Source organism: Paenibacillus sp. FSL W7-1088 (assembly GCF_037969855.1).
Lineage (GTDB): Bacteria > Bacillota > Bacilli > Paenibacillales > Paenibacillaceae > Paenibacillus.
Genome location: NZ_CP150216.1, coordinates 3,053,280 through 3,076,344 on the forward strand (window position 1 = coordinate 3,053,280; position 23,065 = coordinate 3,076,344).

Sequence of the window (23,065 nt, forward strand, 5' to 3'; positions counted from 1 at the left end):
TTGTACTGACCGCTGGCTGCTGAGAAGGATAGGCTGAATAACAACACCGCGCGTTCAAGAACCATGCTTTCATCTTTCACGCCAAAGGAGAGAATGAACATTGGATAAACTCAGGAAACCAATGATATTTATGTTATCTGCAACCCTTGCGCTGTCTTCCGGACCGTTGATGCTGCCGAGTATGGCGTATGCCGATCTGAGCAGTATACCCGCCACGTTGCTTCAGGACGATTTTTCGGATGGGAATTACACGGAATCACCTGCGTGGAACGTAAGCTCAGGCAATTGGGAAGTACTCGCGGACCCGACAGATACGTCCAACACCACGCTTTTCCAGAGTGACACCAATGAAGGCATCATCTCTACTGGAGACTCCATGTCGGACATGACCGTGTCCATGCGCTTTTACTCGGGAGCCGGTCAGGGGTATCCGGGAATATTGCCGCGGTTTCAGGATAAGAACAACTTTTACTATTTTCAAATGCAGGTCCCCAATAATAAACTCGTTTTCTCCAAACGGGTGAACGGAACAGATACTACTTTGAACACGGTGGATTATGCGTTTGCCAAAAATACATGGTACACACTTAAAGTGGTGCTATCAGGTACCACCATTCGCGGGTATATCGCAGAAAACGGCTCCGATCGGTTAGTATTTGATCTGTTCGATACTACATACGGGTCAGGTACCGTAGGCATTCGGAATAAGTGGCAGTCGGTACATGCAGATGACGTGATCATCGCCGAGCAACCGCCTGGGAACGATATTCAGCTCTCTATTGCTGAGCAGACGGCGTCTTCGGTTTCACTGCAATGGTCTGAAATCGCGGGTGCATCAGCCTATCGCCTGTACCGTTCCTCTACGCCTGAAGGCGGTTATTCTCTGGTAACTAGTACCGGATCTTTGGGACACACGGATGTAGGATTAAGCGGGGATACGGTGTATTATTACAAACTCGCTTATGAATACGGAGGTCTAACCGAGTCACTGTGGACTGCTCCGCTGGAAGTTCGGACGACTGCGGCGGCACCACAGGCTCCTGGCGAATTAAAGGCCGAAGCACTCAATGCCACAAGCGTGAAGCTATCTTGGTCCGCCGTGGACAAGTCAACTGGTTATCGCGTGGTTCGGGCCGAAGCTGGCAGTGAGCAATACGAGCAGATCTATGAAGGTAAAGGGCTAACATTCACGGATAATGCACTTGAGCCGGGCACCAGCTACAGCTATCGTGTGACGGCCTTTAATGCAGCTGGTGAGTCAGCTGCCACTGTTGCAGAAGCCACGACATATTCCATTGACTCTCCAGCAGAGTTCGCTGCCACAGCTGTGACGGACACATCAATCTCTCTGGGGTGGAATGTCTTGCCTGGATCTAATGTAACATATAAGCTCTCCAGGTCTACCAGCGCTACGGGTACGTATCAGCAGGTATATAGTGGCAATGAAAGCACGTTTAACGATAGTGGTCTGACGATGGGCACAGGATATTTTTACATGATCCAGGCGACCGTGGACGGTGTGACTTCTCCAGCATCCGCACCGTTGGGTGTTGCCACAGTTCGCACAAGCATTACACCAGGGCAACTGTGGCCAGATCTGGACGGGAAGCCGATCGATGCGCATGGGGCTGGCTTTTTCTATGATGAACAGACGGAGACTTATTACTGGTATGGCGAATATCATAAGGGCGGCTGGCCAGCTGTTGGTGTGCGTGTGTATTCATCGAAGGATCTCATGAATTGGACGGACCGAGGCATGGCTCTAACAACACTTCAATCCATGGATGATTTTGATAATGACCCGTTGATCTCCGAATTGTATGCGGGGCGTGAAGACCGCGTAGATATCTGGGCAGATATCCGCAAAGGACGGATCATTGAACGACCAAAGGTGATCTATAACGACAAAACGAAGAAATACGTGATGTGGGCCCACATGGACGGCGACAAGGACCCCTATAACGATAATGCGAATTACGGTAAGGCGCGGGCTGGCTACGCAATCAGCGACTCTCCAACAGGGCCTTTTGTGTATCAGAAGAGTTACCGGATGGACAGAGCTCCGGAAGGGGAGAAAGATTACTTCCCAAGCGATAAGGGCATGGCCCGTGACATGACGTTGTTCAAGGATGATGACGGTACCGGTTATCTGATCTACTCCAGCGAAGAAAACCTGACACTCTATATCTCCAAACTGAATGAAGACTACAGTGATGTAACAGGGTGGCATAAGGAAGGACGAACGGATGACAAAGGCAATCCGGTACGTGATTCGACCTATCAGGCCGAGTATGGCGTAGATTACGTGCGTGTATTCACGGGAGGGCAACGGGAAGCGCCAGCAATGTTCAAGTATCAGGGAAAATATTATATTTTGACTTCCGGAGCTTCCGGCTGGGCCCCTAACGAAAACAAAGTGACGGTGGCGGATAACATTTTTGGCCCGTGGTCAACGCAGACCAATCCATTCGTTCGCACGTTGCCAAGTGATCCCGATCCAGGCAAGGCATTTGGCACACAGACCACATCCGTCATTCCGGTCGATCCGGAAAAAGGCAAGTTCATTTACGTGGGGGATACGTGGAATGGTGGAAATTTCTCGAATGACGCCGCAAAATACGTGTTCTTGCCCATTGAGTTTGGAATAGGCTCCGATATCGCGATCAAGTGGTATAACAGTTGGACACCGGATCTGCTGAATTCGATGGGCAAGGTGGATATCGCTGATCCATTGCCAGAAGCCGTGGCGCTTGGCAAAGTACCATCCTTGCCAACGAGATTGAACGTACGCGACGGTGGTGAACTGGTGTCAACACCAGCAGTATGGACAATTGATAACCGGTCCATGACGGCAGAAGATTTTGCTAAGCCAGGACCGCTCACGTTACAGGTAACGACACCGGAATTTAACAACAAAAAGCAGGCAGTTCGCGTAAATGTCATTCCGGAGAATACATTATATTTTGTGAATAGCGGAGGTTACGAAACGGCTGATTACAATCTCATGGGTGCTTATATGAAAGGAACACTTGCGAACCCGGGAGCGGCCGATCAGATGTACGCTCCGGCTGAGGGGCGTAATTGGGGTTATGTCAGCGCAGATGCACTGCCATCCGGTTCGAATGGCGGGGATATATTCTCGACCGTACGTTATCTGAACGGTGGTAATGTCAGTAATTCTCCTAAAGGCACGGATTTAACCTATAAATTCGATGTACCAAACGGGACGTACGATGTGTACGCTGGATTCAACGATCCGTGGACCAATACATCGCGCAGAGCGAATTTCATCATCAATGGCGCCAATACCGGGGCTGTTACGTTTACGCCTGCCAGTGTTAGAGCCCACAAAGGCATTGGTGTGTTGGACAACAAACTGGAGTTAACCGTGCGCAATACGGCATCGCAAGACCCGATGATTAGTTGGATAATGATCGTTCAGCCAGATGCTACGCCACCTGTTAATGACAGTGCTGGTCTCAATGCGGATGCGGTGGATTCAACGAGTGCAACGCTTCACTGGGATGCTCATCTTGGTGCAGCAAGCTACAAGCTCTACCGCTCAGATCGTGAGCAAGGTGAGTACAAGGTGGTCTATAACGGCAATGGACGGGAGTACACGGACAGTGAACTGAACCCCGGCACGGAATATTATTACAAAGTGGAAGCTTTGGATGCGACGGGGCAATCCTTGAGAGGTGTATCTTCCGCTTATCAGGTGCACACGGCTCAGCAGAGCGCTGCGGATGTAGCAACAGGGATTACGGCACTGGAACAGCCTTCCGCAGGTGCAAAAAAACTGAAGTTACCATCCGTGCCACAAGGTTTCACGGTGAAGATCGCTTCCAGTTCGGTACCGTCGGTCATTCAAACCGATGGAACGATTGTCCCACCATCTAAGGAAACAACAGTAACACTGGAGTTGGAAATTACTCGAACTTCTGACGACAGTAGAGCCCTGACTGTACCGTTGACGTTGAAGGTGCCGGCATCTGTTCCTTCTCCAGGAGGCCCGGACCCTGGTTCAGGCGGCAATTCCGGTGGAAATCCAGGAAATGGTTCTGGTTTAGGCAACAATGGCGGACAATCAGGAAGTGGTAACCCAAGTGCAGAGAATGCTGTACCACAACCTAAACCGGAGAAAGACCGTTCCGTTCTGGAGTTGCAGGGACAGTCTGACCAGAAGGGTGTAGTGAAGTCTAACGTAGATGTTTCAACGATTAAAGAGGCTTTTAAAGTTGCCCCTGTAACAGATGCGGGTCAGCGCTTGGTCGAACTTCGGTTGAAGCCGGTTTCGGGAGCAACGGCATATGAAGTATCTCTCCCTGCCTCTGCGTTGATAGCTCAGGGTGAGTCACATGTGTTCAACTTGGTTACAGAGCTGGGCATGTTGGAGCTTCCTGCGACACTGTTAACGAAGGATATCGTTGGTGATGGTATTGCATCCATCCGATTGGTCAGAACAGAGTTACCAAAAACAGTGGCAGATCAGCTTGGCACGCAATATGGAGTCCAGATTGGACTTCAACTCGATGGTCAACCATGGCCATCGGAAAGCGAGTTGAACCTTCGTCTGCCTTACCAATCATCACAAAATGCTCAGCAGGATCGGATTGTAGCATTTGCCATTGGTGCGAACGGTGTGGCAACCCCATTGCCGCAAAGTTACTACGATCAAAAAAGCGGGCAGCTTGTATTTTCCGTAACATCACTCACAGGAAATTATGCTGTTGTGTCTGTGGAGCAGACATTCGCAGATCTTGCAGAAGTGCAGTGGGCCAAGAAAGCAATGGAGGCTTTGGCTGTCCGAGGTGTAATTGATGCTGAGGCAAGCGGTGATTCCACCCAGTTACATCCAAAACAGGAGATGACCCGCGGCCAATACATGCAATGGTTGATGACTGCGCTGGGCTTGAATGCTTCTTCCGGGAATGCGTTCTCTGATGTAAACGAAAAGGCTTCATATTACGAAGCAGTTACAGCTGCTCGTTCGCTAGGTATCACCAGTGGTAAAGGTGACGGGCGCTTCTTGCCAGAGTCCACGATCACTCGTCAGGAGATGATGACATTGACAGTGAGGGCACTTGCGGCGGCTGGACTGGTTGACTCCGAGAAGGCTGGAACTGATAACCTTACTCGTTTCCGTGATGCTTCCGAGATTCGCTCTTATGCCCGGGATAGTGTGGCATTACTTGTGGATCTGGGCATCGCCCACGGGTACAACGATGAGGTGAAACCACTTGCCGAAGCAACCCGAGCCGAATCGGCTACGTTGTTATATGCGATGATGAGCAAACTGGTATGGAAGAAATGATGATACACCAGCATCGTAGCGTGTGAAAAAGAAGGCTTGCTTTGACCTGGAACCCAGGTTGGAGTAAGCCTTCTTAATTGTACGCCAGCCATGGGCGATAAGTAATTAACTCAACGAACGAGTAGTTTAATGTCGTTTTAAAGTTGTTATCTGTAGATTCTACGAATTATTATCTGTAATGTCTGCGATTTGTTAATTGTAATGTTTGCCGATTTGGTATGCTTGCTCCAGCAAGCTTTCGATATGTTCTTTGGATTCTGAAATGGTTTCATAGAGAAACTCGACTCGGGATTCCTGCATTCTTGCATAACCCGCGATCCCGTTATTCAGATAATTCGAAATCATATTGTAATAATCGTATTTATGGAATGAAGCTTCCGTTCCTCCAGCTAGTGCAATCCAGAGTGCCTTTTTAGAGTTTGCCTTGTTTAGCAGCCCCATGTTCCATACCTTGTCCAGATAAGCTTTGAGCATGGAAGGAACGTTGTACCACCATACCGGGAAAATAAATACAATGGCATCAGCCGCTAGAACACGATCCAGCTCTTTGCGAATCACAGGGGCATGCTGCTTCTCAGGATTTTGCCAATCTCGCTCATCTTCTACGCTATATAACGGATCGAATCCATCACGATACAGATCAAGGATATCGATTTCGTGGTCATTTTCCTTTAAACCTTCTATAAAACGATTCATCACGGCAAATGTTAGGGAGTCCTGTCTTGGGTGAGTAACAACCAGCTTGATTTTCATGTATGAGTAACCATCCTTTTTCCTTTATTTTTTGGTTTAACGTTCTGACCAATGTTATTATAAGTTTCATGACATCTTTTTGAGAAGTACGCACCTTCGAGTGCTGTAGATACCTTGAGGTTCTTCGGTTACTTTTAATAATGGATATACATATATGTGATTTAAGGGGGATTACGATTGGAACAGGAATTGAAAAAATATGAGAGCGGTGTACAGGCAATGCTGGAACTGGTCGGTGGAAAATGGAGGATTCTTATTCTGCATCAACTGATATCAGGTAAAAAACGAACAAGTGAACTTCGCAGAGCCATCCCTGGCATTACCCAGAAGGTCCTTACCCAGCAGCTGCGTGATCTTGAAAAGAATGAAATCATCCATCGGATTATTCATCCTCAGATTCCGCCCAAGGTAGAGTATGAGCTGACCGAGTATGGCTTAACACTGCAGGCAATCATCGACCGCATCTGTCTGTGGGGAGAGAATCATCTGGACAGAGTATATGGAGATAAAAATAAAGTGCTGGAGAATCATTTTAGCGAATATATTCCGCTTTCGACTTCGAACTAACTGCTCCTAAATTAAAAAAACAACAAAACCATCCTGTGTTGAGGGGGAGGGGATTTGTTGTTTTTTTGTCCTTTATCAGTGAAACTGATAAATACCATAAAATCATCGAAATTGACCCTTACCATCGGGTATGGTAGGTTCAAGAGAGTAGAAATTAATATGATCATTTTAGTAGGAATTAAAATTGACGTAATGCGCGAGGTGGCAAATGGTGGAACTTCAAGTGACAAACAGCCCTTTTAATCAGGAACAGGTTGAGCTGCTCAATCGCCTTATTCCTACATTGAACGATGGACAGAAAACGTGGCTTAGCGGATATCTGACAGCCATTCAGGGATTTGCGGCTGTAGCTGCACCTGCTGGTGTGGAACAACAGCCTGCATCTTCTGCAGGTACTACTTCTGAAGGCGCACCTGCTGTGGTGTCCAGGGAAGTTACGGTACTCTTTGGATCACAAACCGGGAACTCCAGTGGACTGTCCAAGAAACTGGCGAAAAAGCTGGAAGAGCAGGGTCTTCAGGTGACGCTGTCGTCAATGGGAGATTTCAAACCGAACGGACTGAAAAAAGTAGAAAATCTTCTCATTATTGTCAGCACACATGGAGAAGGCGAACCGCCGGATAATGCAATTCCGCTGCATGAGTTCCTGCATAGCAAACGGGCTCCGAAGCTCGAAGGATTACGTTACTCCGTATTGGCTTTGGGAGATACTTCGTATGAGTTCTTCTGTAAGACAGGAAAGGATTTTGACATTCGTTTGCAAGAGCTTGGAGGAACAGCGCTTGTACCACGTGTGGACTGTGATGTTGATTTTGATGAAGCGGCTGCACAGTGGATGAATGATGTGCTTGCTTCACTCAGCAGCACACCTGCTGCTGCGGGAGCGGTAACCAGTGAAGCGGTTGGAGCGGCAATAAGCAGCGGTGAATCCGAGTTCAACCGGACGAATCCATTCAAAGCGGAAGTGCTGGAAAATCTCAACCTGAACGGCAGAGGATCGGACCGCGAGACACGTCATATCGAATTGTCTCTGGAAGGTTCCAATCTGGACTACGAGCCGGGCGACAGCCTCGGTGTATTCCCTGAGAATCATCCACGCCTTGTTGATGAGCTGATTTCAGCCATGGAATGGAATGCGGATGAGCGCGTTACGGTGAATAAAAGTGGAGACCAGGTATCTGTACGTGAAGCATTATTGCGTTATTTCGAAATTACTGCTGTTACAAGACCCGTTGTGGAGCAACTGGCAACGCTGAGCCCGGGTAGCGGGTTGCCCGCCCTGCTTGCAGATGATTCGGAATTCCGGAAAGTCATGAACAGCTGTGATTTGCTGGATTTGGTACAGGATTATGGGCTTAAAGGTATTCCGGCTGCAGCGTTCGTAGCTGTGCTTCGCAAAATCCCGGCACGTCTATATTCGATCGCAAGCAGTTCGAAATCTTTCCCGGATGAAGTTCATCTTACCGTTCGTGCAGTACGTTATGAATCACGTGGCAGAGAGCGCTACGGTGTGTGCTCTGTTCATCTAGCTGAACGAGTCGAATTAGGGGATACATTGCCTGTATTCATTCAGCAAAATCCAAACTTCAAACTGCCGGAGAACCCGGATGCTCCAATCATCATGATTGGACCAGGTACAGGTGTAGCTCCGTTCAGATCTTTCCTTGGAGAGCGTGAAGAGACAGGTGCAGAAGGCAAGACGTGGCTGTTCTACGGTGATCAGCATTTCTCCACCGATTTCCTTTATCAGACTGAATGGCAGCGCTGGCTCAAAGACGGCGTTCTTACGAAGATGGATGTCGCTTTTTCCCGTGATGCAGAAGAGAAAGTATATGTGCAGCATCGCATGCTGGAACATAGTAAAGAGCTGTATCAGTGGTTACAGGAAGGCGCAGTTATATATATCTGTGGTGACGAGAAACGAATGGCACATGATGTTCATGCTGCACTGGCAACCATTCTTGAACAAGAGGGTGGCCTGACACCTGAACAGGCAGCGGAATATCTGACACGTTTGCAGCAGGAAAAACGGTATCAGCGGGATGTATATTAATTACAGAGCATATGCCGGATGAGGCATCCCGGAGATACGAGAGGAGAAAGCAGCATGGCTTATAATAACTTACTTAACCCGCAGCGCACGAACAGCGATGTGGAAGATATAAAGATCAAAAGTAACTACTTGCGTGGAAGTCTGACTGAAACGCTGGCGGATCGGATCAGTGGTGCGATTCCTGAGGACGATAACCGTCTGATGAAACATCACGGCAGTTATATGCAAGACGACCGCGACCTGCGTAATGAGCGGAATAAATCCAAGCTGGAGCCTGCGTACCAATTCATGTTGCGTGTGCGTGCTTCCGGAGGAATTGTTACACCCGAACAGTGGTTAATGATGGATCGTGTAGCACATAAATATGCGAATGAAACCATTCGTCTGACGACGCGCCAGTCATTTCAGCTGCATGGTGTGCTTAAATGGGACCTCAAAAATACCATTCGGGAAGTGAACGATTCGTTGCTCAGCACCCTGGCTGCATGTGGTGACGTCAATCGGAACGTCATGTGTAACCCGAATCCGGATCAATCGGATATTCATGCTGAAGTATATGAATGGGCATGCCAGGTGAGTAATCATCTTGATCCACGCACGCGTGCTTACCATGAGCTGTGGCTGGATGGAGAGAAAATTATCGATTCACAGGACACGGATGAAGAAGTAGAACCGATCTACGGCAAAGTGTATTTGCCGCGTAAGTTCAAAATCGGGATTGCCGTTCCGCCATCCAATGATGTAGATGTGTTTTCGCAGGATCTCGGCTTTATCGCTATTGTAGAGAACGGCAAGCTGCAAGGCTTTAACGTATCTGTCGGCGGTGGTATGGGGATGTCTCATGGTGATCCGAAGACGTACCCTCAGGTGTCCAAAGTCATTGGTTTCTGTACACCAGAGCAAATGATTGATGTTGCGGAGAAGACGGTTATGATTCAGCGTGATTATGGGGATCGTGCAGTGCGTAAACATGCTCGCTTCAAATATACAATCGATGACCGCGGCCTCGCCTGGTTCGTGGAAGAACTGACGAGTCGTCTCGGCTGGAAGCTGGATGCGGCGCGTGAGTTCCATTTTGAACATAATGGAGATCGTTACGGTTGGGTGAAAGGCAGCAACGGCAGATGGCACTACACCTTGTTCATTCAAAATGGACGTGTGAAGGATGTGGACGGTTATCCGCTCATGACAGGTCTTCGTGAAATTGCCAAAATCCATACCGGAGATTTCCGTCTGACAGCTAATCAGAATCTCATTATCGGAAACATAAGCAGCCAGAAGAAGAAAAAGATTGAGGCACTGATTGAGCAATACAATCTGACCGATGGTGCTCACTACTCGGCGCTTCGCAGAAGCTCTATGGCTTGTGTGGCGCTTCCGACTTGTGGTCTTGCCATGGCGGAATCCGAACGGTATCTGCCATCACTGATCGACAAGCTGGAGCCTGTACTGGACGAAGCGGGGCTGAGAGACGAAGAGATTGTCATTCGTATGACGGGTTGCCCGAACGGCTGCGCAAGACCGATGCTGGCCGAGATTTCGTTTATCGGCAAAGCTCCGGGAAAATACAATATGTACCTCGGTGGAAGTTTTACCGGTCATCGCTTGAACAAATTGTACAAAGAAAATATTGGCGAAGCCGAAATTTTGGATACATTGACTCCAATGGTGAATCAATATGCCAAAGAGCGCCATGATGGTGAGCATTTTGGAGATTTCGTCATTCGTGCCGGTTATGTGCCTGAAGTGCTGGACGGTCAGCAGTTTCATGCCTAATTAGATGAATTCGTGAAGAGAAGCATTCCCTAGGGAATTGCTTCTTTGGCGTTTTTGGATCGTTTCCCTTTGGGATTTCTGAACGTGGCAAGGTGAGATCGACTTGCCTTTTACCATTTTTTCGTGAGTCTAAACTTGTTGAAGTACGCCCAACAAGATATAATGACTAGGTAGAAAGCAGATTATATGTTGAAAGTGAGCGGAAACGATATGGGTCGTAAGTGGAATAATATTAAAGAAAAAAAAGCTTCAAAAGATGCAAATACCAGCCGGGTCTATGCTAAATTCGGCGTTGAGATTTATGTAGCTGCCAAGAAGGGCGAACCGGACCCGGAAGCGAACCGCGCACTGAAAGTCGTGCTGGAACGTGCCAAAACGTATAACGTACCCAAAGCCATTATTGACCGTGCCATGGAAAAGGCAAAAGGCAGCGGGGACGAAAATTATGAAGAGTTGCGTTATGAAGGATTCGGGCCCAATGGTGCCATGGTTATCGTGGATGCCCTCACGAATAATGTGAACCGTACTGCACCCGAAGTACGCTCTGCTTTTAACAAAAACGCGGGTAATATGGGTGTGAGCGGATCGGTTGCTTATATGTTTGATCCTACAGCGGTAATCGGGGTAGAAGGCAAAAACTCCGAGGAAGTACTGGAACTTCTGCTTGAAGCAGATGTGGATGTACGTGATATCGTGGACGAAGACGATGCTGTGATCGTATATGCAGAACCGGATCAATTCCACGCTGTACAGGAAGCATTTAAAGCTGCCGGTGTTACTGAGTTCACAGTAGCCGAGCTGACGATGCTTGCGCAAAATCATATTGAACTTCCAGAGGATGCACAAGCCCAGTTCGAGAAACTGATCGATGCGCTTGAAGACCTTGAAGATGTTCAGCAAGTGTACCACAACGTAGAGTTCGTTTAAGCGAACTAAACGATACGTGGTTTGATTGCCAAAAAGAGTGTCTAGCCAATCTACGGATTGGACAGACACTCTTTTTATTGTTCTCCTATGAATCGGATTGCAATGCACCAGGAGATTTTTTCGATTTTGCCGATTTGCTACCGCCAAACTTGAATAACACAATACCGCCAACGATGACAAGAACGCCCAGAAGCTGGTTCCACGAGAATGGGATCTGCTCCAGTCCAAGCCATCCCATGGAATCAAACAGCAAGGCGAAACTTAACTGGGATGTAAGTACGATAGAGATCGCAAATGTGGGACCAAGCAGCTTCATCCCCTGAACGAGACAGAAGACCACCCCAACACCGATGGCTCCACTAAGCCAGTACCAGGGCTGCATATGTTGGAAGCTAAACGTATTTTTGCCCTCCACCATTAGAGAAATCAGAAACGATGCAATAAACCCGGTGAACAGCACCATCGTTGTTGTGGACCACGAGCCGGTACGTTCATTTACCTTACTATTAAAGATGGTCTGCAGACTGACAAGAGAACCTGCCAGTAACGCTAGCAAAATACCTGTAATGATCATAGGATAGAGATCTCCTTATTCATAGATGTTGTGACCCGCCACTTCTGCCAGACCTGCCCGATCTTTAACCATAATAAAGCCCTGATCCCGCATGATTAATCCATCTGCACACAGCTTCTGAATCACCCGATTCAAATGCCGATAACTCGTACCGATCAGATTCGCGATATCTGTCAAATTAAAGGCGTCCAGTTCTTCGTGGACAACAGTCCCCGCTTCTTCGGTAGAGATGGAGAGCAAATAGCTGGCTAATCGAACCTCGACCGGATACATCAGGTTGAAGTTGGAGAAGTTCGAATCAATGTAAAACTTATGGGATATAATTTGGAGCAGAAATTTCAACAGGGGTGCGTAATCGCTGGCAAGTTCAGCTAACCATTGATAATGAATGCGCAGCATCTCGACAGGTGAGACCGCCTGTACCGTGTTCACGATGTTACTCTCCCGAACGTACTCGATATCACCAACCACTTCAAGCGGTGTTTTGAAGCAAAGAACGAGTGTTTTATCCTGTGGTGAGGTCGTGAAGATTTTGACTTTCCCCTCGACCAGTATATATAAATATTCGGATGTTTCGCCTTCACGGCAGATTAATTCGCACTTCTCGAAGTGGCATAACGTCATATGCGGACGCAGGGGCTCGTGAAATACCGATTCGAGTTGATATTGTTTTAAATAGTGCAATAATTGATGCTCATTCTGAAACTCTTCCATAAATGTATTTCACCCCCGACTTTATACTCGACCAGTTACAGCTTCATAATAATGACGCCCGTAACCATTAATGCTATACCCAGAAATTGCGGTAGTTTCATTTTCTGCTTCACAACACCAAACCATCCGTTACTGTCGACCAGAAAGGTCAGGAACAGCTGTGCAATCAACAGGGCGGAGATCGTAAAAGTTACCCCAATTTGCTGGATAGCCGTGACTTCGCTAAAAATAATTACTGCACCAAACGCGCCTCCTGCCAAGTACATGGGCTTGACTTGCTTCAATCCTTGCAGGTTGATGTCCCGCACGAATACAAGGATCAGAGCCGCCAGAATGAACCCGGTGAGTTGGGTAATGGTTGCGGCTTGCCAGGTTCCCATGTCCGTACTGATTCGGGTATTGGCAACCCCTTGCAGGGTAATGCATGCACCGCCTAATATTGCAAAAATAATTCCTCTCATGGTTGTACTCTCCTTGTCGCGTCATTACTTCTTCGATTTCTATTAAATGATATATCCACTCAAAAAGCCAAGGACAAATGTCCTCAGCTCAGAAGTCATAGCATTTAGAGTACAATAAACCCTCCGCAAAATCCAGTCAGAACCCAGGATGGCTCGTCATTCTGAAGATCACAATACTTGAAACACCGGTTGCTCACCAATAAAATGAACAGGCAATTCCGGGAAAGCTGTAGCCAATCTTTCTGACAAAAGCTTCATCCCGACAGCTTCACTCTCGGCATGACCGATCATAAGAACTGCCTTTTGTTTTCCTTGCTGCACAGCATCTCGTATGTACTCCGGTGTCTCCCATTCGAATCCTTCACCTGCGATAATCAGATCCAACTCTTCCTGTTGAAGTAAAGGAATGGTCAGATTGCCGTTGCCTCGAAAACCAACAAGCACTGCTGCTCGTCTGCATACCATCTTTGGATCACCAGCTAGGCGTACATATTCGATCCCAAGCGAACGTTTAATATGTTCCGCAATAAGCTGAACTGTCATTCCTTCCGGAAAGGATAGAATGTCAGCTTCCGGTTTACGCTGTACCACATAAGGGGACCATCCTAATGCCTGAACCAATCCCTCCGTAATGCCATCCGGGTGAAAGCGGTGAATTGCATCATGGCAACGATAGATCGCAATTCCACCGTTATCGATTAGCTTTCTCTTGGTTTCATAAACTGGATCATCAGCCAGCCAATCGGTATGGCTATGATGATTATAGAAGGGAGGTTCATGAGCGATAATCAGATTAGCTCCACGTTGTATGGCATGCTCAATCACATGTTGTGTAGGCATAAAAGTTACAAAGATGCCTTTGACCATTTGATTGGGAGAACCCGTAATCAGTTGATCCACGGTGGTTTCTGGAAGTTCAACTTTGGCGGTAAGGTGATCTATTATGTGTTGAATGGTTATATTCATATACTTCATACCTCCAAGAATAGGATATGCACAGTTTATCATGTTGATGGATGAACAGCATCATAGATATGGACTTTTTCCTGTTGAAAGAAAGATGGGCGGACAGCTGCGGAATTGATGATAGGTAGCTGTTTAATATAACAACGAACAATCGTATTCAAAATGTAACGATGCTGGATTCATATAGTTTTCTCCTACAAGAAAAAGTATACTTACATAGAGTCTTTATCTAGATGAAATGGGTTATCCATTCAAACCTACACTGAACATTTAGTTAAGTATAAGTCTTAATTCTGATGAAGAGATCCGACATAGAAGGGCGATGATTACATGACAACCAGTACCATAATGGAACGTCTGAAGAGTGAAACAGCTCATTATCACAGACAAGTGGAACAGAACGAGTATGCCAAGGCTATTATGAATCAAACCGTTAGCTTGGGAGAGTATAAGAAATATCTGGATAAATTTTACGGGTTCCTGAAACCATTGGAAGATCAAGCTGTACAGCAGCCTTTTTGGGAAAGCACCGGACTTGATATCGGGATTAGAGGCAAAGCAAATTTGCTTGAAAATGACCTGCGGAATCTGGGTGCCAGTGAAGAGGAAATCAGCCAGGTGCCTTTATGTAAGAATCTTCCGGATATCTCGACACCAGCAAGGTTGTTCGGTTATTTATACGTCATTGAAGGATCTACGAATGGAGGTCAGATTATGACCAAACGTTTGTCACAGTTCCTGCCGATTGATGCAGATCGGGGGCTGGAATATTTTAATGCCTATGGTACGGAAACCAGAACGAGATGGGCGGAGTTCACGGAACTACTGCGTCAATCCATCACAGCGGAAGAAGATCACGACATCATGGTGCACACGGCCTCGGAAACGTTCCGATTACTTGACCAATGGATCAATACAGATACAGATCAGTTGTAAGTTGAGAATAAGAGTTATCACATCATGAGAGGGGATTTTTCAGGCTATGCCCGAATCGAAGTCCAAGAAAGAAAATAATTTGCTTAACCGTACATTGCTCAATCAGGGTACGTACACCAATGATCCAATTGATCTAAACAATTGCGACAAAGAACCTATTCATATCCCCGGCTTCATTCAACCTCATGGTGTGCTCTTGGCTGTGAGCACCAACAATATACCGACTATTGTACAATGCAGCCAAAATACGGAGGAACATCTCGGTCTTACTACGCAAGAGGTGCTGGGCCTTCCACTCGAACATCTAATTGGCAAGGATAATACAAGGCAGGTACTGGCACGCACCTTCAGTGCATCTGTAACATCAGACCTGCAATATATGGATCTCACGGTTACCGTTTCCGGACATGCTCAGGTCTTCACTTCTGTCATTCATGAAAGTGAAGGCCTGTTAATTTTGGAAATGGAGCCTTCCTATGAGAAAGGAAATATTGAAGTTAATGATTTTGAGTGGATTTCCAGCTTCTTCAGCCGGCTTAAATGTACTGATAATCGGGTGGAAGCGAGTCAGATTGCAGCCGAACAAGTGAAAGAAATGCTAGGTTATGATCGGGTCATGATCTATGAATTTGACGAACAATGGAATGGGAAGGTCATTGCAGAAGCACGCGAGGAAGAGCTCGAACCGTTTCTCGGCCATCATTATCCTGCGTCAGATATTCCCAAACAGGCAAGGGAATTGTACCTGCGAAATTGGTTGCGCACCATCGTGAACGTGAATTATACACCTGTCGAGATCGTTCCCCTGCTTCAACCTTTAACGGGCAAACCGCTTAATCTGAGCTTGTCGGTTCTGCGGAGTGTATCTCCTTTGCACATTGAGTATTTACAGAACATGGGTGTTGGTGCGACCGTAACCATCTCACTGATCCATGACAACCAACTGTGGGGCCTGATTACATGTCATCACTATTCAGCCAGATATATACCCCATCGTATTCGTAACTTGTGTAACTTCCTGGGCTCCTTCTTCTCAAGTGAACTGTTTCAACGGCAGCAGCTGGATGAATATCAGGCTGAGATCAGGTCACGTGAAGCGGCTACCCAAATTGCTAATATTTTTATTGGGAATACAAGTCCAGCGAGGATTATTGAAGAATTGCAGGGCGAAGAGCAGACCTTACTGAGTCTTATGGATGCTTCGGGAGCTGCGATCTGTTATCAGGATAAGCTGCTGCTATATGGCGATACGCCAGCAAAAGAGCAAGTACGGGAATTGGCTGCATGGCTTGCGGGCAAGTCGGAAGATTACAGTTATCACACCTCCAAGCTGAGTTTGGAGTATGATCCTGCTAAAGCCTACAAGGAAAAAGCATCGGGTATTGTTTATGTTGCCATATCCCCTGGGCAGCATCATTATATCATCTGGTTCCGGCCTGAAGTGGTTCAGCTTGTGGATTGGGCAGGTGATCCAGCCAAAGCGGTGATCAGAACCGATGATGGCATGCGTCTCTCTCCCCGGAAATCCTTCGAAAAATGGAGAGAGGTCGTCCAGTCTACCTCTTATCCGTGGACAACGAAGGAACTGAATGTGCTGCCATTGCTCAAAACCATCGTGCGTCGTCAGACGGAAAACCAGCTCGTTCAGGCGGAAGAGCAAGCGTTGCAAAATGCACGTATTTTACGACAAAATGAGCAGCGCTATTTGCAGTTGATGGAATTTTCACCGGTAGCCTTTTTTACGTTGACGGACGGGTTCATCATTTATTGCAATAACAAGGCAGCCGAACTGCTTGGTTATGAAAATTCCAAATCTCTCATCGGCAAGGATTTCAGGGAATTTGTGCCTGATAAGACGAAAACAATTTTGCAGCAAAATCTCGAGGAACTGAAACTTAATCATATGCGTATGTTTACCAACCAGGCATATTTCACCACAGCAACGGGTACGTCCCTATTGTTTGAGATCACACTGGCTTCTGTTACACATACAGGCAAACCGTCAGTGATGGTGCTTCTGAACAGCAGGGCATCCCATCACGATCAGGATCATTATACAGAGACAACCAGTCAGCTCCAGAACTATCTCAACACAGATCCGTTAACAGACATGCCGCTTCAGGCCATATTCCAAGCCCAGCTTCAGGATGATTGGAATGAATGTTTGCAGGAGAAATGCAGCTTGGGACTGATAATTATAGATATCGACGATTTCCGTTCATATAATGCATCTTATGGACTTCAAGGTGGCGATCTGTGCCTGCAGTGGATTGGAGAAGTGCTGGCGGTGGTCAGTGAGCAGAATGATGCCATCATCTCCCGTCTTCGGGGAGGAACCTTCATGTTGAAACTGAAGAATGCAACATCAGAACGTTCAGCGGAGCTTGCCGAAGAAATCAGACAACATGTGCTTGCACTTCAAATTCAGAGAGATCTGTCCAGTCCGAGTGACGTGGTCACTGTTAGCGTTGGCGGTGCGGTAATGGTTCCTGAAGAAAAGCTGATGATTTCAAATCTGATTGAAAAAGCCAGTCAGGCCCTTGCTCAAGCCAAGAGTGACGGGAAAAATCGGGCTATCGTGGTTTGATACGAGGTTTTACTAGCCTTACTGTAAAGGGTGCAGCAAAATGGTATAGAGGGAAGGCATTTAAACTGAATATCAGTTTAAATGCCTTTCTTTTTTCTATTCAAACGGAAAGTATTATTTTCATAACCGCAGGCCCAGGACAAGTGTTATAATAATGAATATGGATACACTTGTTCGTATTCGCATGTGGAGGACGGTGAAACGGAATCAAATGAAAGAGGATTCAAGACAACTGGAGTTTATGGAAATTGATCTGAGCGAAGAGCCTATCACAGCGGCAGTCCCGGTTCCTGATCGTTCAACGATTGTCCGTGCTGATTTTGATATAAGATTACCTGGCGGCATATTGTCTTCGGAGAAAAGGTTTGTGGAGGAAGCAAGGCAACTCATGGAAGTGGAAGGGGAGCAGGCTCCCTGGGTTCCTTTTATGAGTTATTGGCCGACTTATGGTGTAATGAACGAACCCCAGCGCCATTGGTATATGTATTGGAGGACGGAAGTCCGGCAAGGACGGTTCCCTGATACGGATCTGTCTTATCTGTTTGTTCATATTTATGAGCTGATCAACGGAATTGGTTGGCAGGAACCACAGGAAGGTTACGACCAATTAAAAGAGCTATGGATCAACTATCGTGAACGGCTTCCGCAGTTGGATGTATACATGCAGGAATGGATTATTGATTATGATCTCGTACATGAGTTGAACATGTCATTATCCGAGATGATGGAGCTTTCGAGTGGCTATCTTACACCGGAGATTTTGGATAAGGAATTGCACCGGCTGTTAAGCAGCAATATATCGGATATCTCGCTGAAGCTGTTACAACGATATTATGACTACGACATTACGCTCAGCAAATTTTACAGGGACGGCGGCAAAGAAATTTTGGAACAGTACATTCCCCGAGTCATGGCTTTGGTTGATTCTTATCTGATGCGTACACGCAAGGTCGGCATATTGAATCAGTTTGAGCTAAATCATGAAAGGACGATCGAACGTACGTTGTTTCGAAAGGCCGTATATGACGACTCCATTTATGGAAAATCGGTTCGAATAACATATGTTCCGATTGGAGAGCATGCAGATTTTGTCCAGTTTGTAACCCGGGTTTTTCGATGCACGGAAAATAAATGCCGTGAACTGCTCGGTTTCCGAGGGCGACTTCGTGGAAAGACCCTTGAACCTGAGCTTGCAAATGTGATTGAACGTTACCTGGACAAAGCCTTTGCAGTCGAGCAAATGCCAGTAGTAGAGCAACCGATAGTCCGCATTGATGCGGAGAAACTTGCATCGTTGCAGCAGGAAAGTGAATATGTGCGCAGAGCACTCATGATCGAGGAAAATCGTACCTCCGAAGATGAGGATGCGAACAATGCGAGCAGCCAAGCTCCTATAACGATTCAAAATTCAACGGATGACACTGAAAGAGCTGAGGAGTCTGAAAAACCGGAGGTTGGCTTTGAGGGAGCGCTTAAAACTTACGGAGTTCATGAAAGCGGGATTAGCGAGCCATTATCATTACAATGGGAGGCGAATTTTTCTGCTGATTTGGATGAAGAGTGGTTGCAGTTCTCTGAAATGCTGTCTCCGCAGCATGTACAGGCAATTTATGCCTTGCTTGGTGTTAACCCGCATACGGACCTGATGCGGGTGGCTGAGCAATACGGAACGATGCCTGCACTCCTGTTGGATGAAATGAATGATATGGCTATGGAAACGATTGGTGATCTACTGATTGATGGTGATCGCATAGTTTTCGATTATATCAATGTGTTTGAACATGTGAAGAGGTGATTGGGCAGTGGCAGAACTTAAAATACCGAAGCGGCTGACTACCGCACTAGTGAATTCGTTGACCGCAGGCGTTGTGCCACGAATCGGACTGGAGCAGATTGCTGTTGGTCGGAAGTCTGAAGTGGACGCGATCTTGCGGGATATGGACAATATTGCAGAAGGCGGGGCAGCTTTTAAGCTGATTACAGGAAGGTATGGAAGCGGGAAAAGCTTTCTGTTGCAGATGATTCGTAACTATGCGATGGATCGCGAATTCGTTGTGGCGGACGCCGACTTGTCACCTGAGCGCAGACTGGTGGGAACCAAAGGTCAGGGGCTCGCAACATATCGTGAGCTGATGACTCGTCTGTCTACTCGTACACGACCGGATGGCGGGGCACTGGAACCGATTTTGCAGAAATGGATTGCCGGTCTTCAGCAACAAGCGATGCAGAGTCAGGGGTTGCGCCCGGATGATCCGGCTCTTCCTGCTGAAGTTGAGAAGCAGATCTATGCGGTGACAAACGAAATGCAGAATTTGGTGCATGGATTTGATTTTGCCAAAGTGCTGGCTTCGTACTGGAACGGCTATAAATTGGAGGATGATGACCGCAAACAGGCTGCGCTGCGCTGGTTGAGAGGCGAATTCGCAACCAAAACGGAAGCCAAGAAAGAGCTGGCTGTCGGCGTCATCATTGACGATGATAACTGGTATGACTACTTCAAATTATGGTCCGAATTTACGGCACGGATTGGTTATAAAGGATTGCTGTTGTTTATAGATGAAGCGGTGAATCTTTATAAAATTACAAATAGCATCTCCCGGCAAAGCAACTACGAGAAGCTACTTACCATGTTCAATGATACGATGCAGGGCAAAGCAGAACACCTGGGTATTTTTGTAGGTGGCACACCACAATTTGTGGAGGATGAAAGACGCGGACTCTTTAGTTATGAAGCGCTTCGCTCCAGACTTATTGATGGTCGCTATGCGGCAAGAGAATATGCGAATTATACCGGACCGATCCTGAAACTTACGATGTTATCCCATGAAGAGATTTTGATTCTGCTGCAGAAGCTGCGTCAGATTCATGCCCTGCATTTTGGGTATAGTGCAAGTCTGACGGATGAGGATTTAGTTGATTTTATGCAAACGGCGGTTAACCGGCTCGGTGCGGATGAGTTACTGACTACACGTGAAGTGGTGCGGGACTTCATGGATGTGCTGCACACGCTCCATCAGAATCCCGAAGTGACCTATGCTCAATTGCTTGGTGAGCGAGCAGTTAAACCGCCGGAAGCAGGAAAAGGAACGGATTCATCATCTCCGGATGATCTGGATGATTTTCTGGCGGAGTTTGAATTATGAGTGAGAACCCTTTCTATCGACTGGCCCCTTTTGTACAGGAATTTATTTATAAAAAAAGATGGGAATCACTTCGGCCTGCCCAGATTGAAGCTTGCAATATTTGCTTTCATACCCCGCATCATATGCTGATTGCGGCAGGCACAGCCTCCGGCAAGACGGAGGCGGCTTTTTTTCCAGCACTGACCGAGCTGTATGAACGGCCCTCCAAATCCGTGGGCATCTTGTACATCGGGCCGCTTAAGGCACTGATTAATGACCAATTCGAGCGACTAAAGGATCTGCTGTCCGAGGGGAATATTCCGGTATGGCACTGGCATGGAGATGTGCCTCAGGCAGAGAAAACACGTCTCATGCGAAGTCCCTCCGGTGTGCTTCAGATTACGCCTGAATCGCTTGAAGGTCTGCTGATGAATCGTCCCAATGCCATTCCGGCGTTATTTCATGATCTGCGGTATGTCATTATTGACGAGGTTCATGCATTCATGGGAGCGGATCGAGGTATTCAGGTATTGAGTGAACTGGCACGAATTGAGCGTATGGCTGGATGTAAACCGCGAAGAGTCGGATTATCCGCAACATTAAGTGATTATAATGCGGCTACAGCCTGGCTCGCTGCTGGAACTAACAAGGGGGTGGAGGTGGTTTCTTCCCCCGGTGGTCGCAAGTTGCGTCTGCGAGTGGAGCATTTTTCGTTTCCGGATGCACGGGATGAAGAACAGGCGGAACATCTGCATAACGCACGTAAAGTCTATTACGACTTCATCTATGAGAGTACACATCGCAAAAAAGCTTTAATATTCACCAATAGCCGGACGGATGCCGAAGTTACTATACTTGAGATGCGACGTGTCGCCGCACGGAGACAGGAGCGGGACGTATTCCATGTTCATCATGGGAGTATTTCCGCCATGTTGAGAGAAGAGACCGAAGCAGCCTTGCGAACCGGGTCAGGGCCAGCAGTTGCTGCGGCTACCGTAACGTTGGAACTGGGCATTGACCTGGGTGAGCTGGAGCGGGTTGTGCAGCTTGGAGCACCGTATAGCGCATCAAGCTTTGTACAGCGTCTTGGACGATCAGGCAGGCGCGAGGATATGGCTTCCGAAATGTTATTTGTATGTCCGGAAGAAGAGGATGAGGAAGCCCAATTGCCTGCTCGAATGCCATGGACACTGATGAGGGCGATTGCTGTGATTGAATTGTATGTTAAGACCAAGTGGGTTGAACCGCTTGAGGCTCGTAAGATGCCTATGGGTGTGCTCTATCATCAGACGATGAGCATGCTGAAAAGCATGGGGGAGGCTGAACCCAAAGAACTGGCTGAGGCTATCCTTTCACTCGCACCATTCGCGCAGATTCGTGCAGATCAATATCAGGTTTTTCTGAATTATTTGATTGAGACTGATCATCTGCAATGGACAGAAGATCGGACATTAATTATCGGGCTTACGGGTGAGAAAACCGTCAATAACTATCGCTTTTACGCGGTGTTCAAAGATGATGAAGAGCACAAAGTGCTGAACGGTTCCGAGGAGATCGGGTCGATTACAACCGTGCCGCCACCTGGATACTGTTTCTCCCTTGCCGGAAAGCTGTGGAAAGTGGAAGAGGTGGATCACAAGCATAAATCCGTGTATATCAAGGCGGCCAAAGGCAAAGTGGATACGTTATGGCTTGGTGCGGGTGGGGACATTCATACGACGGTCGTCCAGAAAATGCGAGAAGTACTGTCAGACACAGTGATATATCCGTATCTATCTCCGCAAGCGGTAAATCGTTTGGAGCGCGCCCGTCGACTTGCGCGTGAAAGTGGATTATTGAAGCAGGTTGTCATTCCAGCAGGAGGAGATTCCTTGTATGTATTACCTTGGGTGGGAAGCAAGTCTTTCCGCACACTCGAACGTTTAATGAAGCACAACTTGTCTGACAAGCTAGCCTTGCGATCTGTTGTACCTATGGAGCCTTATTATTTTGTCGTGTCAGGCAAAGTGGATGGTCGCACACTTTTGGCCGAGATCATGAGTGAGTGTCGAGCAGCAGAAGACGCATCTGCGTTGCTTTCAGAAGATGAAGCACCGTATCTTGGTAAATATGATGAATTTGTGTCTCCTCCATTGATCCGAGTGGCCTTTGCAGTGGATGGATTGGATTTAAATGGGCTCAAAGAAGGATTACAGCAAACGTTAACATGGGATTCTTCATCTGTGAAATGACGCAATAACGCATGTGTTTTGTCTTTAATTTGAATTAAAGAAATTTAAATTGTGAATCAGGGTTGACACCACCTCACCTCCCAT

The 23,065-nt window shown here is 47.2% G+C and carries 15 protein-coding genes; 10 read left to right on the forward strand and 5 right to left on the reverse strand.

Annotation, left to right across the window (positions count from 1 at the left end; all coding sequences use genetic code 11):
* Window positions 1-100 precede the first annotated feature (100 nt).
* The gene (locus MKY42_RS14085; RefSeq protein WP_179265027.1) at window positions 101-5,314 is read left to right on the forward strand and encodes an S-layer homology domain-containing protein; all 5,214 of its coding nucleotides are present in this window, start codon (window positions 101-103) and stop codon (window positions 5,312-5,314) included.
* A gap of 192 nt (window positions 5,315-5,506) precedes the next feature.
* Here the strand turns inward: MKY42_RS14085 and MKY42_RS14090 are convergent, their stop codons facing one another.
* On the reverse strand, window positions 5,507-6,067 hold the full coding sequence (locus tag MKY42_RS14090) for an NAD(P)H oxidoreductase (protein ID WP_090897025.1): 561 nt from the start codon (window positions 6,065-6,067) through the stop codon (window positions 5,507-5,509).
* Between the two features lie 177 nt (window positions 6,068-6,244).
* Between MKY42_RS14090 and MKY42_RS14095 the strand changes: the two genes are divergently transcribed.
* From MKY42_RS14095 to MKY42_RS14110, 4 genes are all read left to right on the forward strand, one after another.
* Window positions 6,245-6,634 carry a winged helix-turn-helix transcriptional regulator gene (locus MKY42_RS14095; protein ID WP_256222027.1) on the forward strand — a complete coding sequence of 130 codons (390 nt, stop codon included), beginning with the start codon at window positions 6,245-6,247 and terminating at the stop codon, window positions 6,632-6,634.
* A gap of 211 nt (window positions 6,635-6,845) precedes the next feature.
* Window positions 6,846-8,687, forward strand: coding sequence for an assimilatory sulfite reductase (NADPH) flavoprotein subunit (locus MKY42_RS14100; RefSeq protein WP_179265909.1), 1,842 nt, complete (start codon window positions 6,846-6,848; stop codon window positions 8,685-8,687).
* A 54-nt stretch (window positions 8,688-8,741) separates the two neighbouring features.
* Complete coding sequence (cysI, locus tag MKY42_RS14105) at window positions 8,742-10,463, forward strand: assimilatory sulfite reductase (NADPH) hemoprotein subunit (protein ID WP_090897035.1); 1,722 nt, start codon at window positions 8,742-8,744, stop codon at window positions 10,461-10,463.
* Between the two features lie 210 nt (window positions 10,464-10,673).
* Window positions 10,674-11,390 carry a YebC/PmpR family DNA-binding transcriptional regulator gene (locus tag MKY42_RS14110; RefSeq protein WP_064640900.1) on the forward strand — a complete coding sequence of 239 codons (717 nt, stop codon included), beginning with the start codon at window positions 10,674-10,676 and terminating at the stop codon, window positions 11,388-11,390.
* An 85-nt stretch (window positions 11,391-11,475) separates the two neighbouring features.
* Here MKY42_RS14110 and MKY42_RS14115 read toward each other — a convergent pair whose 3' ends face one another.
* The 4 genes from MKY42_RS14115 to MKY42_RS14130 form a co-directional block, all read right to left on the reverse strand.
* On the reverse strand, window positions 11,476-11,961 hold the full coding sequence (locus MKY42_RS14115) for a DMT family transporter (protein ID WP_076291148.1): 486 nt from the start codon (window positions 11,959-11,961) through the stop codon (window positions 11,476-11,478).
* Between the two features lie 18 nt (window positions 11,962-11,979).
* Window positions 11,980-12,678, reverse strand: coding sequence for a cyclic nucleotide-binding domain-containing protein (locus MKY42_RS14120; protein WP_339851864.1), 699 nt, complete (start codon window positions 12,676-12,678; stop codon window positions 11,980-11,982).
* A 35-nt stretch (window positions 12,679-12,713) separates the two neighbouring features.
* On the reverse strand, window positions 12,714-13,139 hold the full coding sequence (locus MKY42_RS14125) for a DMT family transporter (RefSeq protein ID WP_179265025.1): 426 nt from the start codon (window positions 13,137-13,139) through the stop codon (window positions 12,714-12,716).
* A gap of 168 nt (window positions 13,140-13,307) precedes the next feature.
* Window positions 13,308-14,105: a Nif3-like dinuclear metal center hexameric protein gene (locus MKY42_RS14130; protein WP_339851869.1), complete on the reverse strand. Its 798-nt coding sequence runs from the start codon at window positions 14,103-14,105 to the stop codon at window positions 13,308-13,310.
* Window positions 14,106-14,435: 330 nt separating this feature from the next.
* On the opposite strand from MKY42_RS14130, the gene MKY42_RS14135 reads away from it, so the two are divergent.
* The 5 genes from MKY42_RS14135 (at window position 14,436) to MKY42_RS14155 (ending at window position 22,981) form a co-directional block, all read left to right on the forward strand.
* A complete protein-coding gene (locus MKY42_RS14135; protein ID WP_339851872.1) occupies window positions 14,436-15,041 on the forward strand; it encodes a biliverdin-producing heme oxygenase in 606 nt (201 codons plus the stop codon).
* A gap of 46 nt (window positions 15,042-15,087) precedes the next feature.
* Window positions 15,088-17,628: a diguanylate cyclase gene (locus MKY42_RS14140; RefSeq protein ID WP_339851875.1), complete on the forward strand. Its 2,541-nt coding sequence runs from the start codon at window positions 15,088-15,090 to the stop codon at window positions 17,626-17,628.
* 154 nt (window positions 17,629-17,782) lie between these two features.
* A complete protein-coding gene (locus tag MKY42_RS14145; RefSeq protein WP_339851877.1) occupies window positions 17,783-19,423 on the forward strand; it encodes a TerB N-terminal domain-containing protein in 1,641 nt (546 codons plus the stop codon).
* Between the two features lie 7 nt (window positions 19,424-19,430).
* Window positions 19,431-20,771 (forward strand): ATP-binding protein, encoded by a 1,341-nt coding sequence (locus MKY42_RS14150; RefSeq protein WP_179265020.1) that lies wholly within the window; start codon window positions 19,431-19,433, stop codon window positions 20,769-20,771.
* Window positions 20,768-22,981 (forward strand): DEAD/DEAH box helicase, encoded by a 2,214-nt coding sequence (locus MKY42_RS14155; protein ID WP_339851880.1) that lies wholly within the window; start codon window positions 20,768-20,770, stop codon window positions 22,979-22,981. The genes MKY42_RS14150 and MKY42_RS14155 overlap by 4 nt, the downstream gene beginning before the upstream one ends.
* Window positions 22,982-23,065 lie beyond the last annotated feature (84 nt).